The sequence below is a fragment of the Haloferax mucosum ATCC BAA-1512 genome (genome assembly GCF_000337815.1).
GTDB lineage: Archaea > Halobacteriota > Halobacteria > Halobacteriales > Haloferacaceae > Haloferax > Haloferax mucosum.
Genome location: NZ_AOLN01000007.1, coordinates 1 through 19940, shown reverse-complemented (window position 1 = coordinate 19940; position 19940 = coordinate 1). Strand labels below are relative to the sequence as shown.

Here is a 19940-nt window from a genome sequence, read left to right as displayed (position 1 = left end):
TTGCGTCGTCATCATCGTCGTCATCTGTATGTCAGGTAGTCCTACATATAAACCTCTCCCTCGACGGGCTACGACGTATAGGGGGTTTCCGAGGTGGCCAGTCAACACACTTTTCAGGCCCCAATAACACGTTTGCGCACCCTCACGGGCGAGACGACTAAGTGGCACTACAACGTATCAGTAAGTGGATAGAATGGCAAACGAGAACGCCCTGTCCCCCAAGCAAAGCGAGGTCGTTTCCGTCCTTCGTGAAGGACGCGCGACCCCGAAGCACATCGTAGATCAAACATCCCTCCCCAGCAAACACGCCGCCCAGCACCACCTCCGCGAACTCCGACTCGATGGTCGGGTCGAGAAAGTGAACGTCGGACTGTACGAACTCGTCGAACACGGCGGTGATCCCCGATGAGCGGCGAGAGACCCCTCAAACCCTCTGAGTTCGTCGCCGCCGTCCGTGACCACGCCCAGTCGGACATCCGTGACTAGACGGCCCTGAAACGGATCTACGCGTCCCAACTCGTCGCCGCTGCCACCCCCGGGGAAGACCCCATCGAACCCCACGAGATGTCCGCCATCGCCATCGCGGTGGCTGGTGTTGACGTCGACCTTGCGGGTCGTGACCGGTTGGAGCTGGTGTACCAGCAGCAGATCAGGGTAGCGCGAGACTTCGCGGGTGGTGGGGGTGAATGACGTGTCCGTGGTGCGGTCGGCTTCGGAACGGTCAGCACAACTCGTGGTGCCCACGCCTCGCAGGCACCCCGTCTGTACGCGAACGACTCGCGGGCGCATACCGTCGACTCAGGCGGGTGGTGACTGTGAGTGACCGAATTATCCCGACGACGTGCAGCGAGTGTGGCACGGATCTCCGAGACGGGTACGAGGTCGAGACCTACCACGTCAGGAACCCGGTCGAGAGCGGTTACGTCAACAGATTCTCGGTCGCCGCAATACGGGATAGATTCAGGGGTGGTGGGCACACGCTCCACTACCCGACGTGTAAGGACTGCGAACCGCCAGAAACACCAGCCTCACCATCGGAAGAACCACATTGGTACCACCTGATTCAGAGTGGCTTCTTCGCGCTGGTAAGCGGTGCTGCAACCGTGCTACCTAGCGGTGGGGCAACCACAATCCAGATCGCGACCATCACATTGGCTGCAGTTGCGATGGCCGCGTTAGCAGCTGGCGAGTACGAGCAGATCACCCGAATCCGCGAACGGCAGAAACCCGGGTGGAAGCGTCAGTGGGACGTGACGCCCGTGCTGGCCGACGAGTCCGACGATGATGATCCGTTCGACGAGGCCCGCGAAGCGTACATCCGCGGCGAGATCGACGAGGTCGAGTTCGAGGAGAGAGTTGACGACGAGTTCGCTGACGAGGAACACGAAGAGACCGCCGAAGAGCGGGTGATGGATCGATGATTCGGGTCTTGGTGTGGGTGACCGTCGTAGTCCCGCCAGTGTCCCTCGTCTGGGCTGCCGTCATACTCGGTTTACAGTCGCTCCTACCAGCCCCACTGTTCCTCGTTGCCGGCGTAGCAAGCACCATCGCGGTACTCGCCGGATTCGAAGTTGCTGGCGGCCTTCTCTCCGAGAACGATGATCAGTGACCGAACCCTGCAGGCCGTCGCCGCCGGCGTCGGCTTCGTCTCGTTGTACGACTTCCTCGGCTGGTTCGCACCCCACGCGTTCGTCGGAATGCAACTCCTTGCTCTCGTACTCCCTGTGGGTGTCGCGGCCCCGACCGGCAGTATGCAGCCGCTCATCGACGGTGGAGACCGACTCGTCCACGACGAAGGGTTCGGCGACATCTCCCGTGGTGACGTGGTCATCTACGACGCACCAGACGCGCCCCGGACGGGTCTCCGAGTCCTGTTCCACGTTGAGGCCGGCGAGAACTGGTACGACCGCGCCGACCCACAGTTCCTCGGCGACGCGACGGGTTGCGAGGAACTAGCCAACTGCCCCGCGCCGAACGCCGGGTGGATCACGAAGGGCGACAACAATCCCCGGATTGACCAAGCCGCAGGTCGCCATGGCCCCGTCCGAGAGGAGTGGGTCGAAGGACGCGTGGTGGCCATCGTCGACGATGATGGGCTGGACATCACGTGGTTAGGTGCGTGAGCAGCCCACAGATTCCTTCTGTAGGGGTTAGCGCCGCGGTGCCTTCGGAACGAATTCCCGCCAGTGCCGGTTTCGCTGCCCCGAGGACGCGTCTAACTCCGCCACCATCTCTCTGCGAGTGCGACGCGCTTCGTGGAGAATCTCACGCTCCGCGCCGGGCGCGTCGAGTTCTCGCCTGCGGGTCTCGTAGAACTCCTCTTCGAGGTCACTGGGTGCCTCGGGTCTGTAGAGCGGACAGTGAACCACGAGTGGGTCTAGTTCCTTCAGCGTGCGTTCGTCCCACACCGCACACACTTGCTTGTGGGCCGCGAGTAGCTTCTTGTCTGCCTGTCTTCGGTTTCGGGAGGGCTTTCTTGCCATCCACCTCGGTGTAGGGGTGGCACTCAGAAAAGGGCACTGAATGGGCACCTCACGACCTCTACGGGCCATACTTGATACTTAGGGTTCCACCATTCATCGGAACCGGAGGGGGTGTCGAGCAGGCGATGGGTAGACGAGTGAGCAGCCCGACGCGGGCCCTTTTGTGTAGCTGTTGACATCGAACCTGTATGGTGACGATCAACGACACGTGCGACGCGTGCGAAAATGAAGTCGAATGGAACATCGAACAAGACCTACAGCACGACTGGTGCCCCCACTGTGGAGCGCGGCACATCATCTCGGTGGGTGAGCGTGAGGCGTTCACGCACCCCGAGAAGTCGTTCGACGAACGACGAGAGCGGTGGAAAGACCTCGAACCGCTCGACGAGGTGATGGAGTCGTGAGCGTCGTCAAAGCGACGTGTGAACGACGTGGTGGCCGTCGGGTCGTGTACACAGGAGTCGACGATGATGGCGAACTGCGCGACTGCGCGGCCTGCGGGTGCGAGGTCGCGGTCGACCCTCGCTGTGACGAGGTGCTGCACGTCGAGACCGAGTGACACCCCCTCAACTTCCGATGAAAAACGGGGAGAAGGGCGGCCTATTCGCCGCGTGAGACGACTATCGCTTCCCAGTCGTCGGGGACGTTTGTGCGGAACTCACTCGTTGCAATCCAACTGATGGGTTCCAGATGGACGCGCTCCAGTTCCCGTCGGCGGGCCTCGTAGAACTCCTCTTCGAGGTCACCGAGCGTCTCCGGCTTGCCGAACGGGTCGTGAATCACGAGCGGGTCGAGTTCCTTCAGGGTGCGCTCGCTCCACAACGCGAGGACTTGTTTGTGGGCCGCGAGTAGCTTCTTGTCTGCCTGTCTTCGGTTTCGGGAGGGCTTTCTTGCCATCCACCTACACCTTGGGCCGTCGATCGGATAAGCGCACTGTCTGGGCACCTTGGGGCCTCTACTTGGTACTTAGGGATCTACGGTTCATCGGAACCGAAGGGGGTGGGTCGTCAGCGAGGAGACCGGCTGCCGACTTGTCCCAATTATCGGCAGTTCCAGAGAACCGAACCCGCCGAGACGCCGGTTTTCGGACACCTCGGATGGACAGCAGCCCCGTTTGCCCCCTGTCGAGTCGAGCATAAGTGCCGGAAACTCTGATATCCGGCAGCAATGCAGATTGAAAGCACGTCCGCAGAGAACGAATGGAAGGTCTGGCTCACATCTGACGAACTCGACCACCTCGCCGAACACGCCAAGGAACGAAGTCCAAAGCACTACGCAACCACCCTTCTCGGTGGACGGGTCGGCCTCCGTGCCGGCGAAATCGCAGCGATGCGGTACGACCACCTCCGCGACGAAGATGGCCACTATCGTCTTCGCGTGCCCGAGGAGTCGGGGAAAGACACGACGGGAACTGGTGGCAAGGCACGAGACGCGTGGGTTCCGTCCGACGCCGAGCGGGAGCTGCTCCGTATCCGGTTCGAACTCGACGCCAAGGACGACGAACCCCTACTCGGCGTCAAGCAACGACGCGTGCGCCAGATGGTCGGCGAACTCGGCGACGAACTCGCAGAGAAGACCGGGAACCCTGACTGGTCGCGGCTGTCGTCGCACGACCTCCGCCGCTACTACGCACAGACCCTCCTCGTCCGTCAGGACATCAACCCCCACGTGGTGATGACAGTTGGCGGATGGAGCAGTCTTGACGCGTTGACGCCCTATCTCACACGCCCCACCGACGAGCAGATCCGCGACGAGATGGTCTCCGCCGGCTGGGACTGACCCCCCTTCGGGGAGCCGTTTTTACCACAGCAACCCGGATCCATCTGGTACGGAAGCGCCGACGATACCGGCGTCACCGACCAAAGCCGGGTCACGGGTGAGGCCTCACCCGCCTCTGCCGTGGCCACGTGGCCCTCGCGGTGGTCACGTGGTATGGTACTACCCTACCCGGCCAATCCGCTTTCGGGACGGTGGCCGAGTCTGGAAAGGCCTGTACCCCTATCATAGGGCAAAAAGAGGCTCCCGCGAGATTCGGGATAACACGCCCTGCGTGGGTTCGAATCCCACCCGTCTCCTTCCTGTGGACGAACCAACCCACCAGTGCGGGAACTGCGACTCGTGGTTCGCCGAATATTACGACTACTGCCCCGAATGCGGCTACGCCGCCGTGGAGAAGTCCCGACCGGGGTGCAGCCTGTGCCTCAACGAGATGGAGTTCATCGGAACGCGTGGCGAGATCAACCCATCCCGTCTGTACTACTGTCACACGTGCGAACGCGAATGGGTCGTCACCCACATCGACGTGATCGACTGACCCTACTCCTCGCTGACTTCGAACGGTTCCTCGCCAAGCAGCTCGACCGCCTCCTCGTCGATGTCGCGCCACAACCGCAAGGCCTCCTCGGCGGCCTCGATCCCGTCCAACGCCACCGCAGCGTGCCGTTTGGCCTCGGTAGCGTCGTCGTCGCCTTCGCCGGGGGCGGAGAGGATCTCCACCATCACATCGCGCAGGTCAACCGCCGCCTCCGCCGCTTCTCGTCGTCGATTCCAGTCTTCGTCAGTCATAATCGTACCAGAAAAGGGGTTGGCACCCCAGTGTGGGATGACTCCCCCAAGTCCACCGGGCCTTCCCGGCCCACGTTCGTTGTCGCACGGATCAGTCAAAAGCCTTCTTGCGGGAGTTTCAGGCGTCAACGCCCCGTTCTACACATCATCCACGCTCGTACACCTCCGTGTCCTCGCTCCGGTCGTAGCACGCGTGCTGGCAGTCGTCGCAGATGACCGCCAGCGGCGGATGTGGATCCACACGAACCGCCGTACTCCCACACTCAGGACACGAAATCCAGCCGCGAAGCAGACGGGTGTAGGCGTGCGTGTGTCGGTCGTTCGCGTCGAATTCAGATGGCATAGGGGACGGTTCTCAGCCGCCCAGATAGTCGTTCCCCTTATAAAGCCTAAGACTTAGGTGGGTGGGGTGAACCCCCTTGCTTCGCGTCGAGAACCCGGGAATCCCACCCCCTCGACTTCCGATGAAAACGCCGCGCCGTCGGGCGATCCGGACTTGAAAAAGTGGTGTGTCCCCCCCGCCCCTCACTTCCGATGTAAATCTCGCCGGCGGCGACGCCGGTGGACACACCACGTCGTGAATGTAAACCCCCGAGAACGTCGCCGAGAGGAGCTGACTCGGTACCACCCCCACACCGAGTCTTGAATGAAAACGGGAACCCAGCCCCCCCGACGAGGCACGGGAACCCTACCCCCTTGGTTCCGATGAACTTCGGCGGATCACCGCGCGAAGACGAGGAACCCAGCCTGCACGGAGACACACCGCCATCGAGATGTTCGACGAGGAACCTGAACCCCAGTCGTCGCCGGCGGTAGAGAGGAGAGGGAACCTCGTGGTGGAGATGGAACCCTCCTCTCCCCGGTCGCGGTGGGCCACACGGCCCGGGAGAACCCCGGTCTGGCCGGTGTTTATTGTCGCGAGCCGGGACACCGTCCGGGACAACATCCGGGACGGATGTCCGCTTATGCCCCTTCGGTGTCAAGAACTAGACACGATGAAAGACGTGAACGACATCGATTCAACGACGGTTGAGGGGACGAAACTCACGGGAACTGCCCGCGCCATCGTCACTCTCCTCGACCGGTACGACAACGAGAACCTGACCGTGCGAGATTTCCACGACCTCGTTCGTGGGGACGTGTCTCGACGAACCATCCGACGCACCCTCCACGACCTCGACGAGACACCGTGGGTCGACGTTGGCCGGCTCCAGACCGACGGTGACCGTGGCGCACTTCCGGATCCGCTGACTGCGTGGATCACGGACGAAGGCCGTGAACGCGTGGACGTGATTCGCCCCGGCGAACCACGCGAACTCGCCGGCAAGGTCACCGAACTCGACGGACGCGTCAAGCGAAACGAGGCGTATGTCGCGGGTCTCGAAGAACGCGTGCAGGAACTCGAATCACGGGTCGAACGGCAGCAGCGGACGTTGGACTCGGTGAAGGAGATTCTCGTCAAGTCGGACGCGGTGGACATTGACGCTATTCTCCGCGACGACTGATGCGGACTTCCCGCCTTTGCACGCTGGCACGTGTGACCGGTCAAGTCGCGGATGTGGACGTATGGGCGGGAGACAGTCACCACGTCGCGCTCGACGGTCGAGACTGTCGGTTGGGTCACGTGGGAGAAGAACGCCGCTCTCACGGTCGCTGTCGGACTCTGGACTGTTTGTACAACTATTCTTTCTTCTATAACACGAAAAGGTGTCTCTTGGTTCTCTGAAGACCACCGGAACGGCTGAAACGTCCGTTTTCACGGGTTTGAGATTCTCCCCATTCCTGTGTGTACAACTATTTTTTCTTCTATATCGTGGAAAGGTGTGGGTTGGTCGAGAGAACTCGTCGAACCACGCCCAACACGCCCCCAGACCACGCCTCCTCTTCACGCCATCCCCAACAACCACCCTACCCCCTATTGTATATTTATTATAATACTTATGGTTAGTAAGTAGTAGTAGGTAGACGGGGTGTGGTGGGGGTTTGGGGAGGGTGGTAAGGGGGGGTTTATGTGGCAAAGGACGAGACGTCGGCGTCTCTCTCGACCGGCCTTCACGACCAGTCCACACCTTTTCACGATATAGAAGAGAGGATAGATGTACAACATCGAGTGGGGGAGGATTGGACGGGTCGTGACACGGCGAGATTCGGCCGTTTCAGCGACGTGGTGAGGGTGGAGTCACCTTTCCAGCATATAGGAAAGAGCATTGTTGACCAACACTTATCAGCTCTCCTACATTACAGGCGAGTGCAACGATGGTTCGCAGGAACCTCAGCGACGAAGAGAAAGAGCGCCTCGACGCGATCAAAGAGGCAGAGAACATCGGCAGCGACGCGCAAGCGGTGCGTGTCCTCATCAACGACGCTTACGACAGGCTGGACGACAAAGCGACGTACGACCCGCTCTCGGAGCGATTCACGCCGCTCGACACGGACGAGATCCGCGACATCCTCTGGCGGTTTGACGCGCCGGCGATCAATCCCGACCATCTCGCCTCGTGGCCGCGTGACCGTCCCGACAAGAAGCGCGTTCTGGCGGCCATCTGCCGCTACGAGGGCGTCAGCAAGAAAGGTGGTGTACGGTGGCAGCTGAAGAAGCACCTCGGCGAGGGCGACCCCATCGTCGTCCGCAAGGCGGCAGGTGCAGATAACAAGGACAAGCGCGCACCGAGGAACATCCACTACTACCTCGCCGATGTGGTGGATATGCTCGATGAACACCCACCCGAGGACGCTGACAATCTCCCAGAGGGGTACAACGAGGACTATGATGGTATCCTCGCGGACGACGAAGAATACCTCGTCGACACGGCAGAAGAATGGATCGAGAATACGCGCAAGGCGATGTCCAGAGACGACCTCCCCGCCGGGCCCTTCCGAGGAAAGCTCAACTTTCTCGACAGGCTCGTCAACGAGGCCCCAGAACATCACCCGGGTGCGAAGCGGCTTGAAGACTTCCGGTCGGAACTTGTCGCACACATCGAGGAACTTGAGGCGGACGATGGGGGCGACGAACAGGAGAACAAAGACGACGACACCGAGGAACTGGCCGAATGGGACGTGCTGGAGGCCGCCGAGTCCGGGGGCGACGAAGAATGACGACGATGACCGCCCACACAGACACGTGGCTGATCTGCCACGAGTGTAGGGAACGCGTGCGCCGCTGCGGCGACAAAGCGCGGTGTGAGTGTGGCGTGGAACGGGTTTCCGACCCGCTTCCGGTGCGTTGGTCGCGGATGGTGCCGGCGCGGAGATAACCACCTTTTACGGACTTCTAATCGGTAGCGAGGCGTGTATGAGCGACGCCGAGCAGGATGTCGAGAGTGCTGCCCAGACAATTGACGATCTCGCAGAAGGCGACTATGTCGAAGTCGACTGTGCGCTTGAGATGTTCGAGAAGGAACTACCCCACCGTTTGACCAGCTCGCCGAACGGTTCCTTCTGCGCGGAACGGTCACGAATATCATCGAGACAGGTGAGCGACCGGACAAGTGGACGCGTCAGGTGATGTTGGAGGAGATATCGACCTTCCGCGACGATTTGGAGACTGTCTACGTGGAAGCAAAGGGGTTCGACGGCGAGTACGACACGCTCGCGATGGTCATCCGGTCGGAAGAGGAGATGGTTCACCCGCACGTGCTGGACGTGACCGAGGTTGAGCCGGGATCAGAACCGGGCAGCCACCCCTCGGATAAGTAAAGGGGTGGGTATTGCAGCCTTTATGGGTCTAGACGGATGTCGAGAGCTATGCGTAGGGTAAATATGCCCTGCGGAAAAACGAGGTACTAATTAAATGGCTTCACAGGATTCGGCCTCACGAGTCGCGGGTGGACTGCCGGATGACGCGCGTTACGGGATGTATCAGGGAGACACAAGGTTCCTCAAGGAAGTTCTCTCGGCGAACTTCACTGAGGAGGAATTGGACGGCAACCTTGTCGACACAACGGTCACGTCACCACCGTACGCCGACAAGAAGAACTACGAGGCTGACGAGGAACTCCAGATCGGTCTCGGCCAGACCTACGACGACTACCTCGAAGACCTCCGTGACGTTTACAGGCAGACGTACGACGTCACGAAGGATACGGGGACGCTCTGGGTGGTCGTCAACACCATCAAGAAAGACCAGCGGATGGTGCGAATCCCGTTCGATATCGCCGACCTTTGCGAGAACCTCGAAGGCGTCGAACGGTGTGAGGAGTGTAATGACCGCCTCGTGAAGAACCGAGAAACGGGTGAATTGGAGTGTGAACAATGCGGCTGGACGCACGACCCGCTGGAGAACTCGTGGCGTCTGCAGGAGGTCGTCGTCTGGGACAAGAAGCGTGCTCGTCCGTGGAGTAGGAAGGGGCAGTTCCGAAACGTCTTCGAGTACATCCTATGCTTCTCGAAGACGAAGGATTTCAAGTTCAATCTCGACAACATCCGCATCGCTGACCCGGACGAGTTCAAACAGTGGTGGGTTGGCTACCCCGAGCGGTACAACCCGCGTGGGAAGGTGCCGTCGAACATTTGGCGGATGGTGACTCCGACACAGGGTTCGTGGGGCGATGGGAACATCGACCACCCCGCTCCGTTCCCACCCGAGATGGTTGAGCGAATTACCAACCTCACGACCGACGGGGGAGATGTAGTGTTCGACCCGTTCGCTGGATCTGGTACTGTGCTCGCGCAGGCTGAGGCGATGGGGCGGAAACCACTCGGTGTCGAACTGAGCGAAGTCTACCCAGAGATGTACGAGAGCCTCCGTGAGGACTTGCTCGATGACTGGCAAGAGCGGATGGATGCGGGCGACACGCTTGAACGCCGGCAGGAGCTGCTGGAGCAAACCATCTGCACGCTCCGTCAACTGAACTATCCGCGGGAAATGACTCGGCGGATCCGTAAGGAGGTTGGTGCGGACTCTCTTGACGAGTTGGGTATTAACACGGCGTTCCAGATGTCTCACGAGGTCGTTGATCACGAGAAGTTCGACAAAGACCACCTCTTCATGGAGGACGACCTGTACTGGGTGGTGGACGACGAACTCTCTGACGAGGAGATTCGAGAGATCACTGAGGCGGCGGAGAAGGTGGCCGACGAGGCACCCTGTTCGAAGTTCGGTATCGTTGCCAACATCAAGGTGAAGAGGGTCTCCGAGATGGTCGCACTCATCGATTCAGATGCGTGGGACTGGCCGTCCAGTCTGTATCTCTACAGTAACGACACCCAGAACATCTACGAACGAAAGATAAGCGTCGAGGAATGGGCACAGAGTGTTCGTTCAACCGGGAAATGGCGTGATAACACGTCGAAGAACCACTACCCAGCCATCATCTCGAATCTCGAATGTGATGTTGAGGAACCTAAGGATGAGTGGCGTGAGAAGAACGGGAATAGCGGGTCTTCATCAGGGCGCAATTCAAGCTTGAGCGATTTTTAGTTTACACCAAGGAATAGTCCCGTATCTGTTCCCTATTTCGGTGGTGTAGTTCTGCAAGGTTTGATAAGTCAATAGGGAAAATACATTCTCAATAATGGCTTCAGATCAGCAATCTAACAGTCTGATATCGCCTAAGTTATTTGTACGTAGTGTTCGTGATTTGGGCTTGGATACAACGGATGCAATTAATGAATTTATAGATAATAGTTTTGATGCAAATGCAGACAATATCTGGATTACGGTTCAAAAAAATGATCGAGGTGGGCTAACTCTAATCGTTGAGGATGACGGAGAGGGAATACAACCTGATGACCTTGTTGAAGTACTCAAGTTTGGAGGAAAGGTTGATCGAGATCGCGAAACAACAGGGAAATTTGGTTTCGGTCTTCCATCTTCCGCATTTTGTCAAGCTGATAGGACTGAAATATATTCTAAGGTTGAAGGACAGCCGTTTTATTTCAACAGATTGGATGTGGACGAGTTAGGACGTATGGATGATGTCTTGATTCCGGATGAACAGCAGCGCCAACCACCCTCCAAAGATTTTGATTTCCACCTTGATGAACAAACCGAAAGTGGAACGATCATTCTTATCCCACACCTACGAAGTCCGGATAGAAAACGCCCAGATTCACTGGTGGAGTACATTGAAAACAATGTGTCACAAGTACAACGTGAAATTCTTGCAGACGGTAGAGAGATATATCTTAATGATGAGTTAGTTCAAGTACACGACCCAACGATCAGAATCGATAACTCAGAAGAAGTGAACCTTCTCGGAGAAAAATCGGAGAATTGGGGAGACCCGTTTGTTTTTGAATTCCCAGAGGTGGAGCATAAGGGGAGTGAGCCACCAAAAGTCACTGTTGAACTTTTCAAATTACCTATAGACGAGATTATTCGGCGTAATGCAGAAGACAAGTTAGAGATAGGTCAGCAGAAGCAAGGGTTCTATATTGTCCGTGAAAACCGTGAGATCGGATCCGCTCTTAGTCTCAGTTTATTCACCAAACACAACGATCTCAATTACTTTAGAGCTAGAATCCATTTCCCATCCGAACTTGATCATCTATTTGGGGTACAAACGAATAAAAGCAGGTTTTCTCTTGACAACGAGCTTCGGAGCCAACTAGAAGAAGCATTGGCGCCTCAGTTTCGACAGTTGAGGGATACAATCTCAAGTGAGAGACAATCAGCGATCACTCGCTACCGTGAAAAAAACGTGGGACAAACCCAAGCTGAAAAAACGGCGTCTAATAGGAATTCTGTACTCCCCCGGAGTAGTTATGATCCTGACGAATCGGAAGTACAGGAACAGATAGATGAGGCAGAAAGACAACTCGAAAAGCTATCTGATCGAGACGATTTGACAGACGAGCAAAAGAGCCAACTTGAGGACGAATTAACACAGATCATTGACGGTGACCAATTCTTCAAAATCAACATTGAACCGCCTAGGAGCGGAAATTTCTACGACGTTATGTGGTTTGGAAAGGAGATTAGAGTTTTGATTAATCCCAATCATCTGTTCTACGAGAAATTCTACAAACACCTTGATAACGGAATTGATGGATCTGATCCTGAATTGGATGCAACAGACGTGAAAAAATACGTTGATCTGCTATTAATGTCAATGGCGAAAGCTGAGGACGTTTCCTATCAAAATGAACGGATTAAGAAGTTCTATGAAAGACAAAGAAGACATTGGACTTCGTTTATTCAGGAATTCTACGAAGGTGATGACGAATTTATTGAACCATAGCGTCACCAAGTGGCCCTGCGACTGAGAATAAATATGAAAACTGCGGTGAGGCCGGCGCCAATTAATGACTCCACGCCAGCTAAAAGGCGAGTAAAGTCGGAAGCGGGCTGAAAGTCGCCGTAACCAAGTGTAGTGAACGTAACTACACTGAAATACATACTAGTCAGGAGCTGTATTGTCTGGTCATATGTTCCCGGTAATATCTCGACTATCCATCGAGCAACTGTACGAATAAATGCAACCGAACCTCTTTGGATTGGATCACCACTGGAGGTAGAGTTCCTGATGCCGCCCGTATGTAAGTACAGGATACCCCAGAGAAGAATAACAAATATGGAGTTGATCAATACATTCCGGTACCGTTCCCCATATTGGATGAACCATCTGAGAGCAGACAGACGCATCCACGCGATAATATCGCCCTCTACAAATGCTTGCTTTCGTCGTGCTTCTTTCTCTCTAATCCGAAAATGCCTAACTCGACTTGGCAATGAATTTGCCCTCAAAAGCTGTTGATATGCTCGATATACACGAGCAGATGATTTTAATAATTCAGCATTTTGTTTTGCCCAGCCGTCCGTACTATCTGACCGAAATCTATTCCAAAATCGCTTGCACGTTCGTATGGGTGTCGGAGTTAGCCGACTAAGAAAGGACGAGTTCCTTACAAGGTCATCAATTTCGTATTCCAAATCATTATTTTCGACCGAATCGGACTGTTCAGGGCCATTACATTCTGCATCGAGATCTGCTAAATATTCATAATGACACCGGTCACCGAGGTCGGTCTGGTCGTTAATCCGTATCGTATTGAAATCAGCGTCAAACAGCCTTGCGCCTTTCAAATCAGTTCCTCTGAGGTCGGTATCTCTCATCACAGACTCTTCCAGATTGGCACCTTGAAATGATCTACCGTTCATTTTCGCCTGTGTCAGATTTGCAGACGTAGCATCAACCTCTTTAAATTCGACTTCTCCTGAAAGAACAGCATTTGAAAGATTGACACGGCAAAGATTGATCTCTCTAAACTTGGAATTACTGATGGTGGCTCCACTGAAATTTGAACCAGCCAATGTACCCGACTCAAAGATAGTTCCGGATATTTCTCCACCATCTATATCTAACTTGGTAATATCTATATCCAAAAATTCGAAGTCCGAAATATATCCACCAGAGACTGAGACGTGTTTAAACTCGCCTCCTTCAATCGTCGCGTCGTGTAGTTCTCCAACTTCGTTAACAGTTAGACCAGTTATCTCAGAATGAGCTATATTTTTGATATTAAGTTGAAGGTTATCAACTGATATGTCATCTGCAACAAATGCATCGACTTTATTTATGTGGAATTTGCAACTACCCGCTTCAACATTATTAAAATCTAACGACCCAATGTGCTTCAAGTTAATATTAAAGTCGGCATCATAACATCCTGTGAACGTAATCTCGTCAACTTTGTCACCTCCAAATTCAATATCTGTTTTTGAAGTTCCTTGAATCGAAACAGTTGAAGATCGGCCAAGTTTGTCAAATGATGTGCTCTGTATCTCTCCAGAATCAATCGTTAATTCCTCGCATTTTGAATTTTGTATTCTAACATTAAACAATTCAGAATACTTGATAGACAATAGATTTAGAACGCTATCATAGATACTCAACCCAGACAGGGTACACCTTTTGAAGCTAGCGTCAAATAGAGATGAATCTTTCACCAAAAGGTCAGAAAATGTTGATTTGGCGATGTCTGTATTTTTGAACTCTACGCCAATCTGCTCTCCCCCCTCAAATCTGCACTCTATTAATTCGGTATCTGGTGTATTGAATTTCGCATTATTGAGGTTACTGTCTATGAATTTCACCCTCGACATTCGACATTTATCAAAGGTTGAGTGTGCTAAACGTGAAGATTCAAATTGAACATCCCGTAGCTGCGAATTATAAAAATCAGCGTTAGATAGGTCACAATTGTCGAATTTCAAACTTGAAATGTCCATAGACGAAAGGTCTGCACCGTACAGAGGCTCCTCATCTTCTTCAAGCGCCTTCTCAATGTCTGATACATCTTTCTCAGAGGGCCGACGATGCCAGACACATTTGTCGAAATCATCTTGAGGCTTTCTTTTACAAACCCAATCTGACTTGTTAGGCAAATATTCTGCCTCAACAATAGTACCACATATCTCACCACTCATAATTTATTGAAGTCCTCGGAAGCGCGTCATTTTCGGGTTAGTTTAACAAAGATGGGTAACCGTTTAAATTCACCGTGAGCCAATTGATTGACTTCCTCATTGGTCATTGCCTTTATCTGAGCCGAATTCGTCGGCTCGGGTATGTCAAGCGGATCTGACCCTATCGTTCCCGTACCAGAAGATGCCCAAATGCGGGTCACGGACATCTTCTCTTTCGGTGGCGGCCTCGAAACGCTCCAGTCTGATTACCGCGACGAGTACGACGAGTTGGTCAAAGCGATTGAATCTAACACGGCAGACGAGGTCTTCGTCAAGCGGACGAAGGAGGCATCGAAGTCGGGGAAATTCCTCGCTTCCCCCGGTACGATGAACCACAACATCCTCATCGAACAACTCCACGACACCTATGGGTGGGCTGTTGACCACTCCGCGGGCCGCAACAAATCCGAGATCGAGGAAATTGGAAAGGAACCACGGTCAATCGGCGACCCTGAGTGTGAAGTCGACATTTCTCCCGGTGAACGGTACGGGAAACGTACCGTAGACGGATGGAAGAACAGTTGCTGCGTAGAGATTCAGTTCGGCAAGTACGCGTTTATGATCTACGACGTGCTGGCGAAATTTGGCCACTTCCAGCAACACGACAAGATTGGTCTCGGTATCGAGGTGCTGCCGTCCAACAATCTCGTTCAGGATATGTCGACTGGCGTCGGGTACTACGAGCAGTTGGAGGCCGAGATTAGCCACTTACCAACGGATTACGTGAACGAGGAGTACCGGATTCCGGTGGTCGGTATTGGTGTTGGGTTTGAACGTCCGAGTATCGACCACAACAACCTTGAAGCCGAAGTCGGAGTGACCAGCCAACAGACCGTCGCCGACTTCTGACTGCGACAATCTTCATTTCCGCTGTTGGCTGTCTTCCCCGTTGAGTCCACGAACCTTCTTGCGCTCGTTCATCATATAGTCCGTACCTTCGAGAGGCATATCGATCAGAATCACCTTCAGGGGTACCAGTGGGAAATTCCCCCCGATGCGCTCTAAGTCGTGGACGAGTTTCTCACCGTACGATACCCCCGAGGACATCTGCCTGTAGAGGAAGTGAGAGGGAACGATTTCAATGCCGACCTCCAGATCACCTCTGTTGTACAAGAACTGGAATTTGGCAAGGTCGTAGTACATTGCAAAGTACTTGCCTTTTTGAACCTCAACGAAGATACCATCCTTCTCGAAGTCAACCTGAAAGTACGAACCACTAACCTCGTGTTCGTAATCTGGGATGGAGATAGTGAAGTTCTCTCTGACCTCCTCCCAGCCCCTCGATTCGAACTCTTTCTCGAACGCGGTGTTCAGCTCTTTCGGCGAAAAAAGTTTCTCGCCCTTATTCGTCGCCTCCTGACTAATCTTCCCTCGGCCGGGGTTGGCGACCGCTTCAATCGTCTCGTTGATCTCATCGTTCAAAGTCGGGTGCCGGGCTTCGAGGATTTCGGCTCCGCCAAAATGTGAGTAGGTGTGAACAATATCCATAAGCCGCACTCCTCATGTATCCGCGATAAAACCACTGAATCGGTAGACCTGAGTGACCTCCAGTAAGTTCGTTTATGGTACTCCCGCCGCGGTGTGACAGTATGAATGACAATAGTGCCATTGAGACTGTTGAGGACATAATCGACGAGTACGACGCATCAGTCCATCACCGACCGACGGATGGAATTACTGTGACCGCTGGTGGTGAGGCTGATGCATTGTCGCGTGAGACTGCGGAAGAGATCGCCGAGCTGATCGATGGAGAGTTGGAAGGGTACAATTCGTTTTACCTCTCCCTAAACGATATCGACGGAGAGATGTCCCCTTCGTCGGGCTTTGTCAAGATTCGACCTGAGTGAGATACATCCTGTCGAGGACGTGCTCGCGGTCTTCTCGTGGAAGGTCGGCATCGAGATGGCGACGTACTACCCCGGGAAGATGTTTTAAGTGAAGACATTCCGTTTTCAGAAGATATGGAAGGTGAAGAGGTGGACGAACGCGACGAGACCGAAATCCTTCAAAAACTGCAGCAGTACCACCTACCGGCATTCGTCGCCGGCGTAGCCCTGATTCTGCTCCTCGTCGTTCTGAACCGGGGAATGCGGACATCCATCGGACTTGCCGTTGTTGGAAAGGAGATTGTCACACCCGTCCGAATCGCCCTGATTGGACTCGGTACGGGGTACTACTTGGGCGACGCTCTCCGGCAGAACAACTCAGGCATCGTCGCGTTCCACGTCGGGGCGTTCCTTGCCCTTCTCGTCCTCACGGTGGTGTCGATTCAAGTTCAGCCGTTGGGACTTGTGCTGGCATTCGCCGTCCTGTTCGCACTAGCGATGAACGTGTCGTCAATTGTGGATTCTCACGCCGACATCCGAGACGCGTTTGACGCCCTCGCCCGCGACGTCTCCCGTGGTGGCCTGATATTCGTCGTTATAGTCCAGTACTCGGTGTCGCTCTACATCTGGTCAGGCACGCAGCTCTCCTCGTTCTCGCTCATCGAGAAGGGTATCATCCTTCTGTTCGGCTTCTTCCTTCTCTACGTGTCCTTCCACGCCTCAAGAGCGGTCACACAGTGGCAGAAACCATCGGAAGAGCAGAAGACAACCGCCGACTGACTGGCAGTTTGCTGATTACTCGTTGGGTGGTGGGTGCCGAACCACCCGGTCAGATGTCGGGGAGATGGTTGCGTCTCTGCTCCATTTTCTCGTGCTCTGAACGGGCGTCGTAGTGTTCTTCCAGCACGTCCATTCCGACGTTCATTCGGTCGGAAACCACCTTCGTGGGCGTGTCTTGGGCGAGATGGTGGGTGATCGCTCCTCGACGGATCGCGTGAGGTGCAACCGAGTCGGGACACTTACTCGCCGACATCCGAGAGACGCCGTCGACGGCTTCGCACGTCTCTGGTTTGCGGCCGTGTGGACACTCCATCCCAGCCATACAGGGGCGCGTCATTTGGTACGTCCACGCCCGCACTGAGTTGTCCGACGCCCGGCCAAACTCCGTCGTCAACAATGGTTCGCGGCCGTAGTCGTCGGTCGAGTTCTCACGGTTCTCGTCGATGTAGTCCCGGAGCACGTTGACCGTCTGCGTGTCGAGCGCGATCTCACGTTCCCCGCGGACGTTGTTCTTCAGGGGGGTTTCGGTCTCGGGTCGGTGGTGGAGATCGACGTACTGGTTCTTGATATTGAGGTCTGTGAGGTCGATACTCCGGGCGGCACCCATCCGCATTCCCGTCGCCCAGAGGAGTCGGAACTGGGCGTGCTTGCGACTGGCGTAGTCGTATTTTGAACGGTGGGCGAGGATCCGGTCAGCACGTCTGTTACGAATCACGTCCGTTCCACGCTTTTCGTCATCGGTTAGAGATGGGCTGTTGACCGTTTCTGGGAGTTCCGGGTGGACGCCGTTGATGGACGCGCAGAACCGGAGAAAGACCCTGAGCGTGTCGAGCTGGCCTTTCAGCGATGTCGGAACAAGTCCATCTCGCTTCCGACTGATCTTGTACGACTGGATGTCGCGTCCAGTGAGCGGGTTCAGGTTCTCGATGGCGTTCTCGTCACACCATTCGACGAAGCGTTCGAGTCGGTAGCCGTGACTTTGGTGTGTCGCCGAGGAGACTTCGCCGCGTCGGTCGTTAAGGTACATTTCGACGGCGGTTCTGGGTTCGAGTGGTTCGAGTGGGTTCTGGGGTTCCGTCATTCTGAGGCACCAGTTGCGGCGTGATGGGCGGCACACGGTGGTTGGGTAGCCAACTTTCTTTCAGGAAGTTGGTGGCCGTAACCTCAATCGCGCGACCGTCGGGAGCGCGATTAGAGAGCGAGCACAGCGAGCGAACGAAGTTCGAATCTGAGCCGGCCCATATTTTCCCCACCTTTCACAGACCACGAGCGACAGCGAGCGGTCTGAGAGGTGTGGGAGATTTCACTTGGTAAAGATGCGAGACGGAGTCTCGTCGGGTTCGAATCTGAGCCGTCCCCGCGAACGGTGTGAGCAAGATGCTTGTGGCGTGCGAAGCGAGCCACAGTGGCCCATCTCTACTCTCTACCACTTTCAATGTCATCGAGCATTTCGATCAGCAACCGCGTATCGCGTGCGAGTCCCCCTGAACGAGTTGCATGGGCAACCAAAGATTCGAACGGCAACTAAATATACGAATTGATGATTCGTTCCACGCAATCACCCCACTTTTTCAGCAGTCAGCACCTCGCTCGGCGCGTCACCGACGATATGGCTCATCTCGTACGTTTGGTTTTCGTAGCGGACGTAGTCAACGTCTTGTAACACCTCAGGAAGCACGTCCCACTTGCCAACTGGTGCGAAGTACTCGCCCTCTGTGAGAGCTGTCTTGACTTCATCCTGAATGTCGGCCGGCAGGCTTTCGAATGTCACGACGGTGTCGTCGTCACCGGGTGAGCCAACTGATGCTCGAATCGTGTAGGTGGCATACAAGTCGCCCCAAGTGACGGAAGTCCGGTATATCACTCCCTTGTAGCGGACATAGTCATGTTCCCGAAACGGGTCGGAATCCACGTTGGCGTATCCGGCAGAGTCGTTTATGTACGGTGAATCCGGGACAAAGTGTGCCTCATCTCGAATGGCGTCCTCGAACGCGGCTTGCTGTCCGCTGTTAAGTTTACTGTACTTGACGACCTTGGTGGACTCAACTGTGGTGGTTGGACTCGCAGTCGGTGTCATTGTGGGACTCTCGGTTTCAGTTGGGGACGTATCGGCACCACCGGAACACCCGGCAAGGAATACTAGTCCAGCAAGGAGGGCAACGAGGGCGAGTTTTTCATATTGGAAGGTTGATATATCGGGTTGAAAATTTTGTGGGAGCGTACTGCTACCGGAACGATTGCAGACTACGTGCACCCACTCATCGGATAATTCGATAGCGGTCCAGTAGAATACTCGTCAGGTGAGGCTCGGCTGGATCTGACTCAACTTCCGCAAAAAACCCGGCTCACAGAAGTTCGTTTCGAGGGTTCTTCCTGAATTTCCATCGACCCCCGGGGGTTTGAGGGTTATTGGAGGTCGACGGAAACTGTTGAGTGTGGGCAGTGCGTAGAAGGCTGTGTGCCCCTGAACTGGGCATGGTTACAGACGAACCCTAGTTGGGTTGAAGCCTCAAACGCACTCAGGAGTGTGTTGAGCACTGCCGGTTACAGACGAACCCTAGTTGGGTTGAAGCACCGAGTGTTTTGAGGAAACGAGTAATTTAGCGGTTACAGACGAACCCTAGTTGGGTTGAAGCGGCCTTGCCACGAAGTTCAAGGCGCTGAGTTCTCGTGGTTACAGACGAACCCTAGTTGGGTTGAAGCTCGGTGGCGAACTCGAAGCCGGAGATGCGGACGTCCGTTACAGACGAACCCTAGTTGGGTTGAAGCGTTCCCAGAGAATAGGTCGTCAAGCCTATCCGTGTTGTTACAGACGAACCCTAGTTGGGTTGAAGCTTCCTCCGGGTCGAACGACGCCGGGTGCATCTCACCGAA

At 55.1% G+C, this 19940-nt stretch carries 23 protein-coding genes, 1 tRNA gene and 1 CRISPR repeat array; of the genes, 16 read left to right on the top strand and 8 right to left on the bottom strand.

Annotated elements, in window-relative coordinates; all coding sequences use genetic code 11:
- The first annotated feature begins 193 nt into the window (after window positions 1-193).
- The 3 genes from C440_RS04810 (at window position 194) to C440_RS04800 (ending at window position 2123) form a co-directional block, all read left to right on the top strand.
- Window positions 194-409, top strand: a complete 216-nt coding sequence (locus C440_RS04810; RefSeq protein WP_008318793.1) for a hypothetical protein — start codon at window positions 194-196, stop codon at window positions 407-409.
- Window positions 410-815: 406 nt separating this feature from the next.
- A complete protein-coding gene (locus C440_RS17260) occupies window positions 816-1421 on the top strand; it encodes an SHOCT domain-containing protein (RefSeq protein ID WP_152417827.1) in 606 nt (201 codons plus the stop codon).
- Window positions 1422-1598: 177 nt separating this feature from the next.
- On the top strand, window positions 1599-2123 hold the full coding sequence (locus tag C440_RS04800) for a S26 family signal peptidase (protein WP_008318789.1): 525 nt from the start codon (window positions 1599-1601) through the stop codon (window positions 2121-2123).
- A gap of 27 nt (window positions 2124-2150) precedes the next feature.
- Here the strand turns inward: C440_RS04800 and C440_RS04795 are convergent, their stop codons facing one another.
- Window positions 2151-2483 carry a hypothetical protein gene (locus tag C440_RS04795; protein ID WP_049915352.1) on the bottom strand — a complete coding sequence of 111 codons (333 nt, stop codon included), beginning with the start codon at window positions 2481-2483 and terminating at the stop codon, window positions 2151-2153.
- Between the two features lie 188 nt (window positions 2484-2671).
- Between C440_RS04795 and C440_RS04790 the strand changes: the two genes are divergently transcribed.
- Window positions 2672-2887: a hypothetical protein gene (locus tag C440_RS04790; RefSeq protein WP_008318785.1), complete on the top strand. Its 216-nt coding sequence runs from the start codon at window positions 2672-2674 to the stop codon at window positions 2885-2887.
- A gap of 196 nt (window positions 2888-3083) precedes the next feature.
- On the opposite strand, the gene C440_RS04785 is transcribed toward C440_RS04790, so the two are convergent.
- Window positions 3084-3380, bottom strand: coding sequence for a hypothetical protein (locus C440_RS04785; RefSeq protein WP_008318782.1), 297 nt, complete (start codon window positions 3378-3380; stop codon window positions 3084-3086).
- Window positions 3381-3650: 270 nt separating this feature from the next.
- Between C440_RS04785 and C440_RS04780 the strand changes: the two genes are divergently transcribed.
- The 3 genes from C440_RS04780 to C440_RS04770 all read left to right on the top strand — a co-directional run bounded on the left by C440_RS04780 (window position 3651) and on the right by C440_RS04770 (window position 4797).
- Window positions 3651-4262 (top strand): site-specific integrase, encoded by a 612-nt coding sequence (locus C440_RS04780; protein WP_008318780.1) that lies wholly within the window; start codon window positions 3651-3653, stop codon window positions 4260-4262.
- A 185-nt stretch (window positions 4263-4447) separates the two neighbouring features.
- Window positions 4448-4558: transfer RNA gene (locus tag C440_RS04775), tRNA-OTHER, on the top strand.
- Window positions 4559-4563: 5 nt separating this feature from the next.
- Complete coding sequence (locus C440_RS04770) at window positions 4564-4797, top strand: hypothetical protein (protein WP_008318779.1); 234 nt, start codon at window positions 4564-4566, stop codon at window positions 4795-4797.
- Between the two features lie 2 nt (window positions 4798-4799).
- On the opposite strand, the gene C440_RS04765 is transcribed toward C440_RS04770, so the two are convergent.
- The gene (locus C440_RS04765; protein ID WP_008318778.1) at window positions 4800-5048 is read right to left on the bottom strand and encodes a hypothetical protein; all 249 of its coding nucleotides are present in this window, start codon (window positions 5046-5048) and stop codon (window positions 4800-4802) included.
- Between the two features lie 145 nt (window positions 5049-5193).
- Window positions 5194-5391, bottom strand: a complete 198-nt coding sequence (locus C440_RS17255) for a hypothetical protein (RefSeq protein WP_152417826.1) — start codon at window positions 5389-5391, stop codon at window positions 5194-5196.
- A gap of 652 nt (window positions 5392-6043) precedes the next feature.
- Between C440_RS17255 and C440_RS04760 the strand changes: the two genes are divergently transcribed.
- The 6 genes from C440_RS04760 to C440_RS04725 all read left to right on the top strand — a co-directional run bounded on the left by C440_RS04760 (window position 6044) and on the right by C440_RS04725 (window position 12232).
- On the top strand, window positions 6044-6553 hold the full coding sequence (locus tag C440_RS04760; protein WP_008318777.1) for a hypothetical protein: 510 nt from the start codon (window positions 6044-6046) through the stop codon (window positions 6551-6553).
- A gap of 751 nt (window positions 6554-7304) precedes the next feature.
- Window positions 7305-8147: a hypothetical protein gene (locus C440_RS04750; RefSeq protein WP_008318776.1), complete on the top strand. Its 843-nt coding sequence runs from the start codon at window positions 7305-7307 to the stop codon at window positions 8145-8147.
- 196 nt (window positions 8148-8343) lie between these two features.
- Entirely contained in the window at window positions 8344-8556 is a 213-nt protein-coding gene (locus C440_RS04745) for a hypothetical protein (RefSeq protein ID WP_049915347.1), read from the top strand.
- Window positions 8556-8747: a hypothetical protein gene (locus tag C440_RS04740; protein WP_008318774.1), complete on the top strand. Its 192-nt coding sequence runs from the start codon at window positions 8556-8558 to the stop codon at window positions 8745-8747. The genes C440_RS04745 and C440_RS04740 overlap by 1 nt, the downstream gene beginning before the upstream one ends.
- A 94-nt stretch (window positions 8748-8841) precedes the next feature.
- Window positions 8842-10470, top strand: a complete 1629-nt coding sequence (locus tag C440_RS04735) for a DNA-methyltransferase (RefSeq protein ID WP_008318773.1) — start codon at window positions 8842-8844, stop codon at window positions 10468-10470.
- 166 nt (window positions 10471-10636) lie between these two features.
- The gene (locus C440_RS04725) at window positions 10637-12232 is read left to right on the top strand and encodes an ATP-binding protein (protein ID WP_161605911.1); all 1596 of its coding nucleotides are present in this window, start codon (window positions 10637-10639) and stop codon (window positions 12230-12232) included.
- Window positions 12233-12234: 2 nt separating this feature from the next.
- Here C440_RS04725 and C440_RS16985 read toward each other — a convergent pair whose 3' ends face one another.
- The gene (locus C440_RS16985; protein WP_083893988.1) at window positions 12235-14421 is read right to left on the bottom strand and encodes a pentapeptide repeat-containing protein; all 2187 of its coding nucleotides are present in this window, start codon (window positions 14419-14421) and stop codon (window positions 12235-12237) included.
- A 141-nt stretch (window positions 14422-14562) separates the two neighbouring features.
- Between C440_RS16985 and C440_RS04715 the strand changes: the two genes are divergently transcribed.
- Window positions 14563-15309 (top strand): BglII/BstYI family type II restriction endonuclease, encoded by a 747-nt coding sequence (locus tag C440_RS04715; RefSeq protein ID WP_152417825.1) that lies wholly within the window; start codon window positions 14563-14565, stop codon window positions 15307-15309.
- A 12-nt stretch (window positions 15310-15321) separates the two neighbouring features.
- Here the strand turns inward: C440_RS04715 and C440_RS04710 are convergent, their stop codons facing one another.
- Entirely contained in the window at window positions 15322-15948 is a 627-nt protein-coding gene (locus tag C440_RS04710) for a BglII/BstYI family type II restriction endonuclease (RefSeq protein WP_008318765.1), read from the bottom strand.
- 101 nt (window positions 15949-16049) lie between these two features.
- Between C440_RS04710 and C440_RS04705 the strand changes: the two genes are divergently transcribed.
- Entirely contained in the window at window positions 16050-16307 is a 258-nt protein-coding gene (locus C440_RS04705) for a hypothetical protein (RefSeq protein WP_008318763.1), read from the top strand.
- Window positions 16308-16421: 114 nt separating this feature from the next.
- Entirely contained in the window at window positions 16422-17066 is a 645-nt protein-coding gene (locus C440_RS04700; RefSeq protein WP_008318761.1) for a hypothetical protein, read from the top strand.
- A 49-nt stretch (window positions 17067-17115) separates the two neighbouring features.
- Here the strand turns inward: C440_RS04700 and C440_RS04695 are convergent, their stop codons facing one another.
- The gene (locus C440_RS04695) at window positions 17116-18147 is read right to left on the bottom strand and encodes a tyrosine-type recombinase/integrase (protein WP_008318758.1); all 1032 of its coding nucleotides are present in this window, start codon (window positions 18145-18147) and stop codon (window positions 17116-17118) included.
- A gap of 477 nt (window positions 18148-18624) precedes the next feature.
- Complete coding sequence (locus tag C440_RS04690; protein ID WP_008318754.1) at window positions 18625-19143, bottom strand: hypothetical protein; 519 nt, start codon at window positions 19141-19143, stop codon at window positions 18625-18627.
- Window positions 19144-19544: 401 nt separating this feature from the next.
- A CRISPR array of direct repeats spans window positions 19545-19901; the repeat unit is 30 nt; unit sequence GTTACAGACGAACCCTAGTTGGGTTGAAGC.
- Window positions 19902-19940 lie beyond the last annotated feature (39 nt).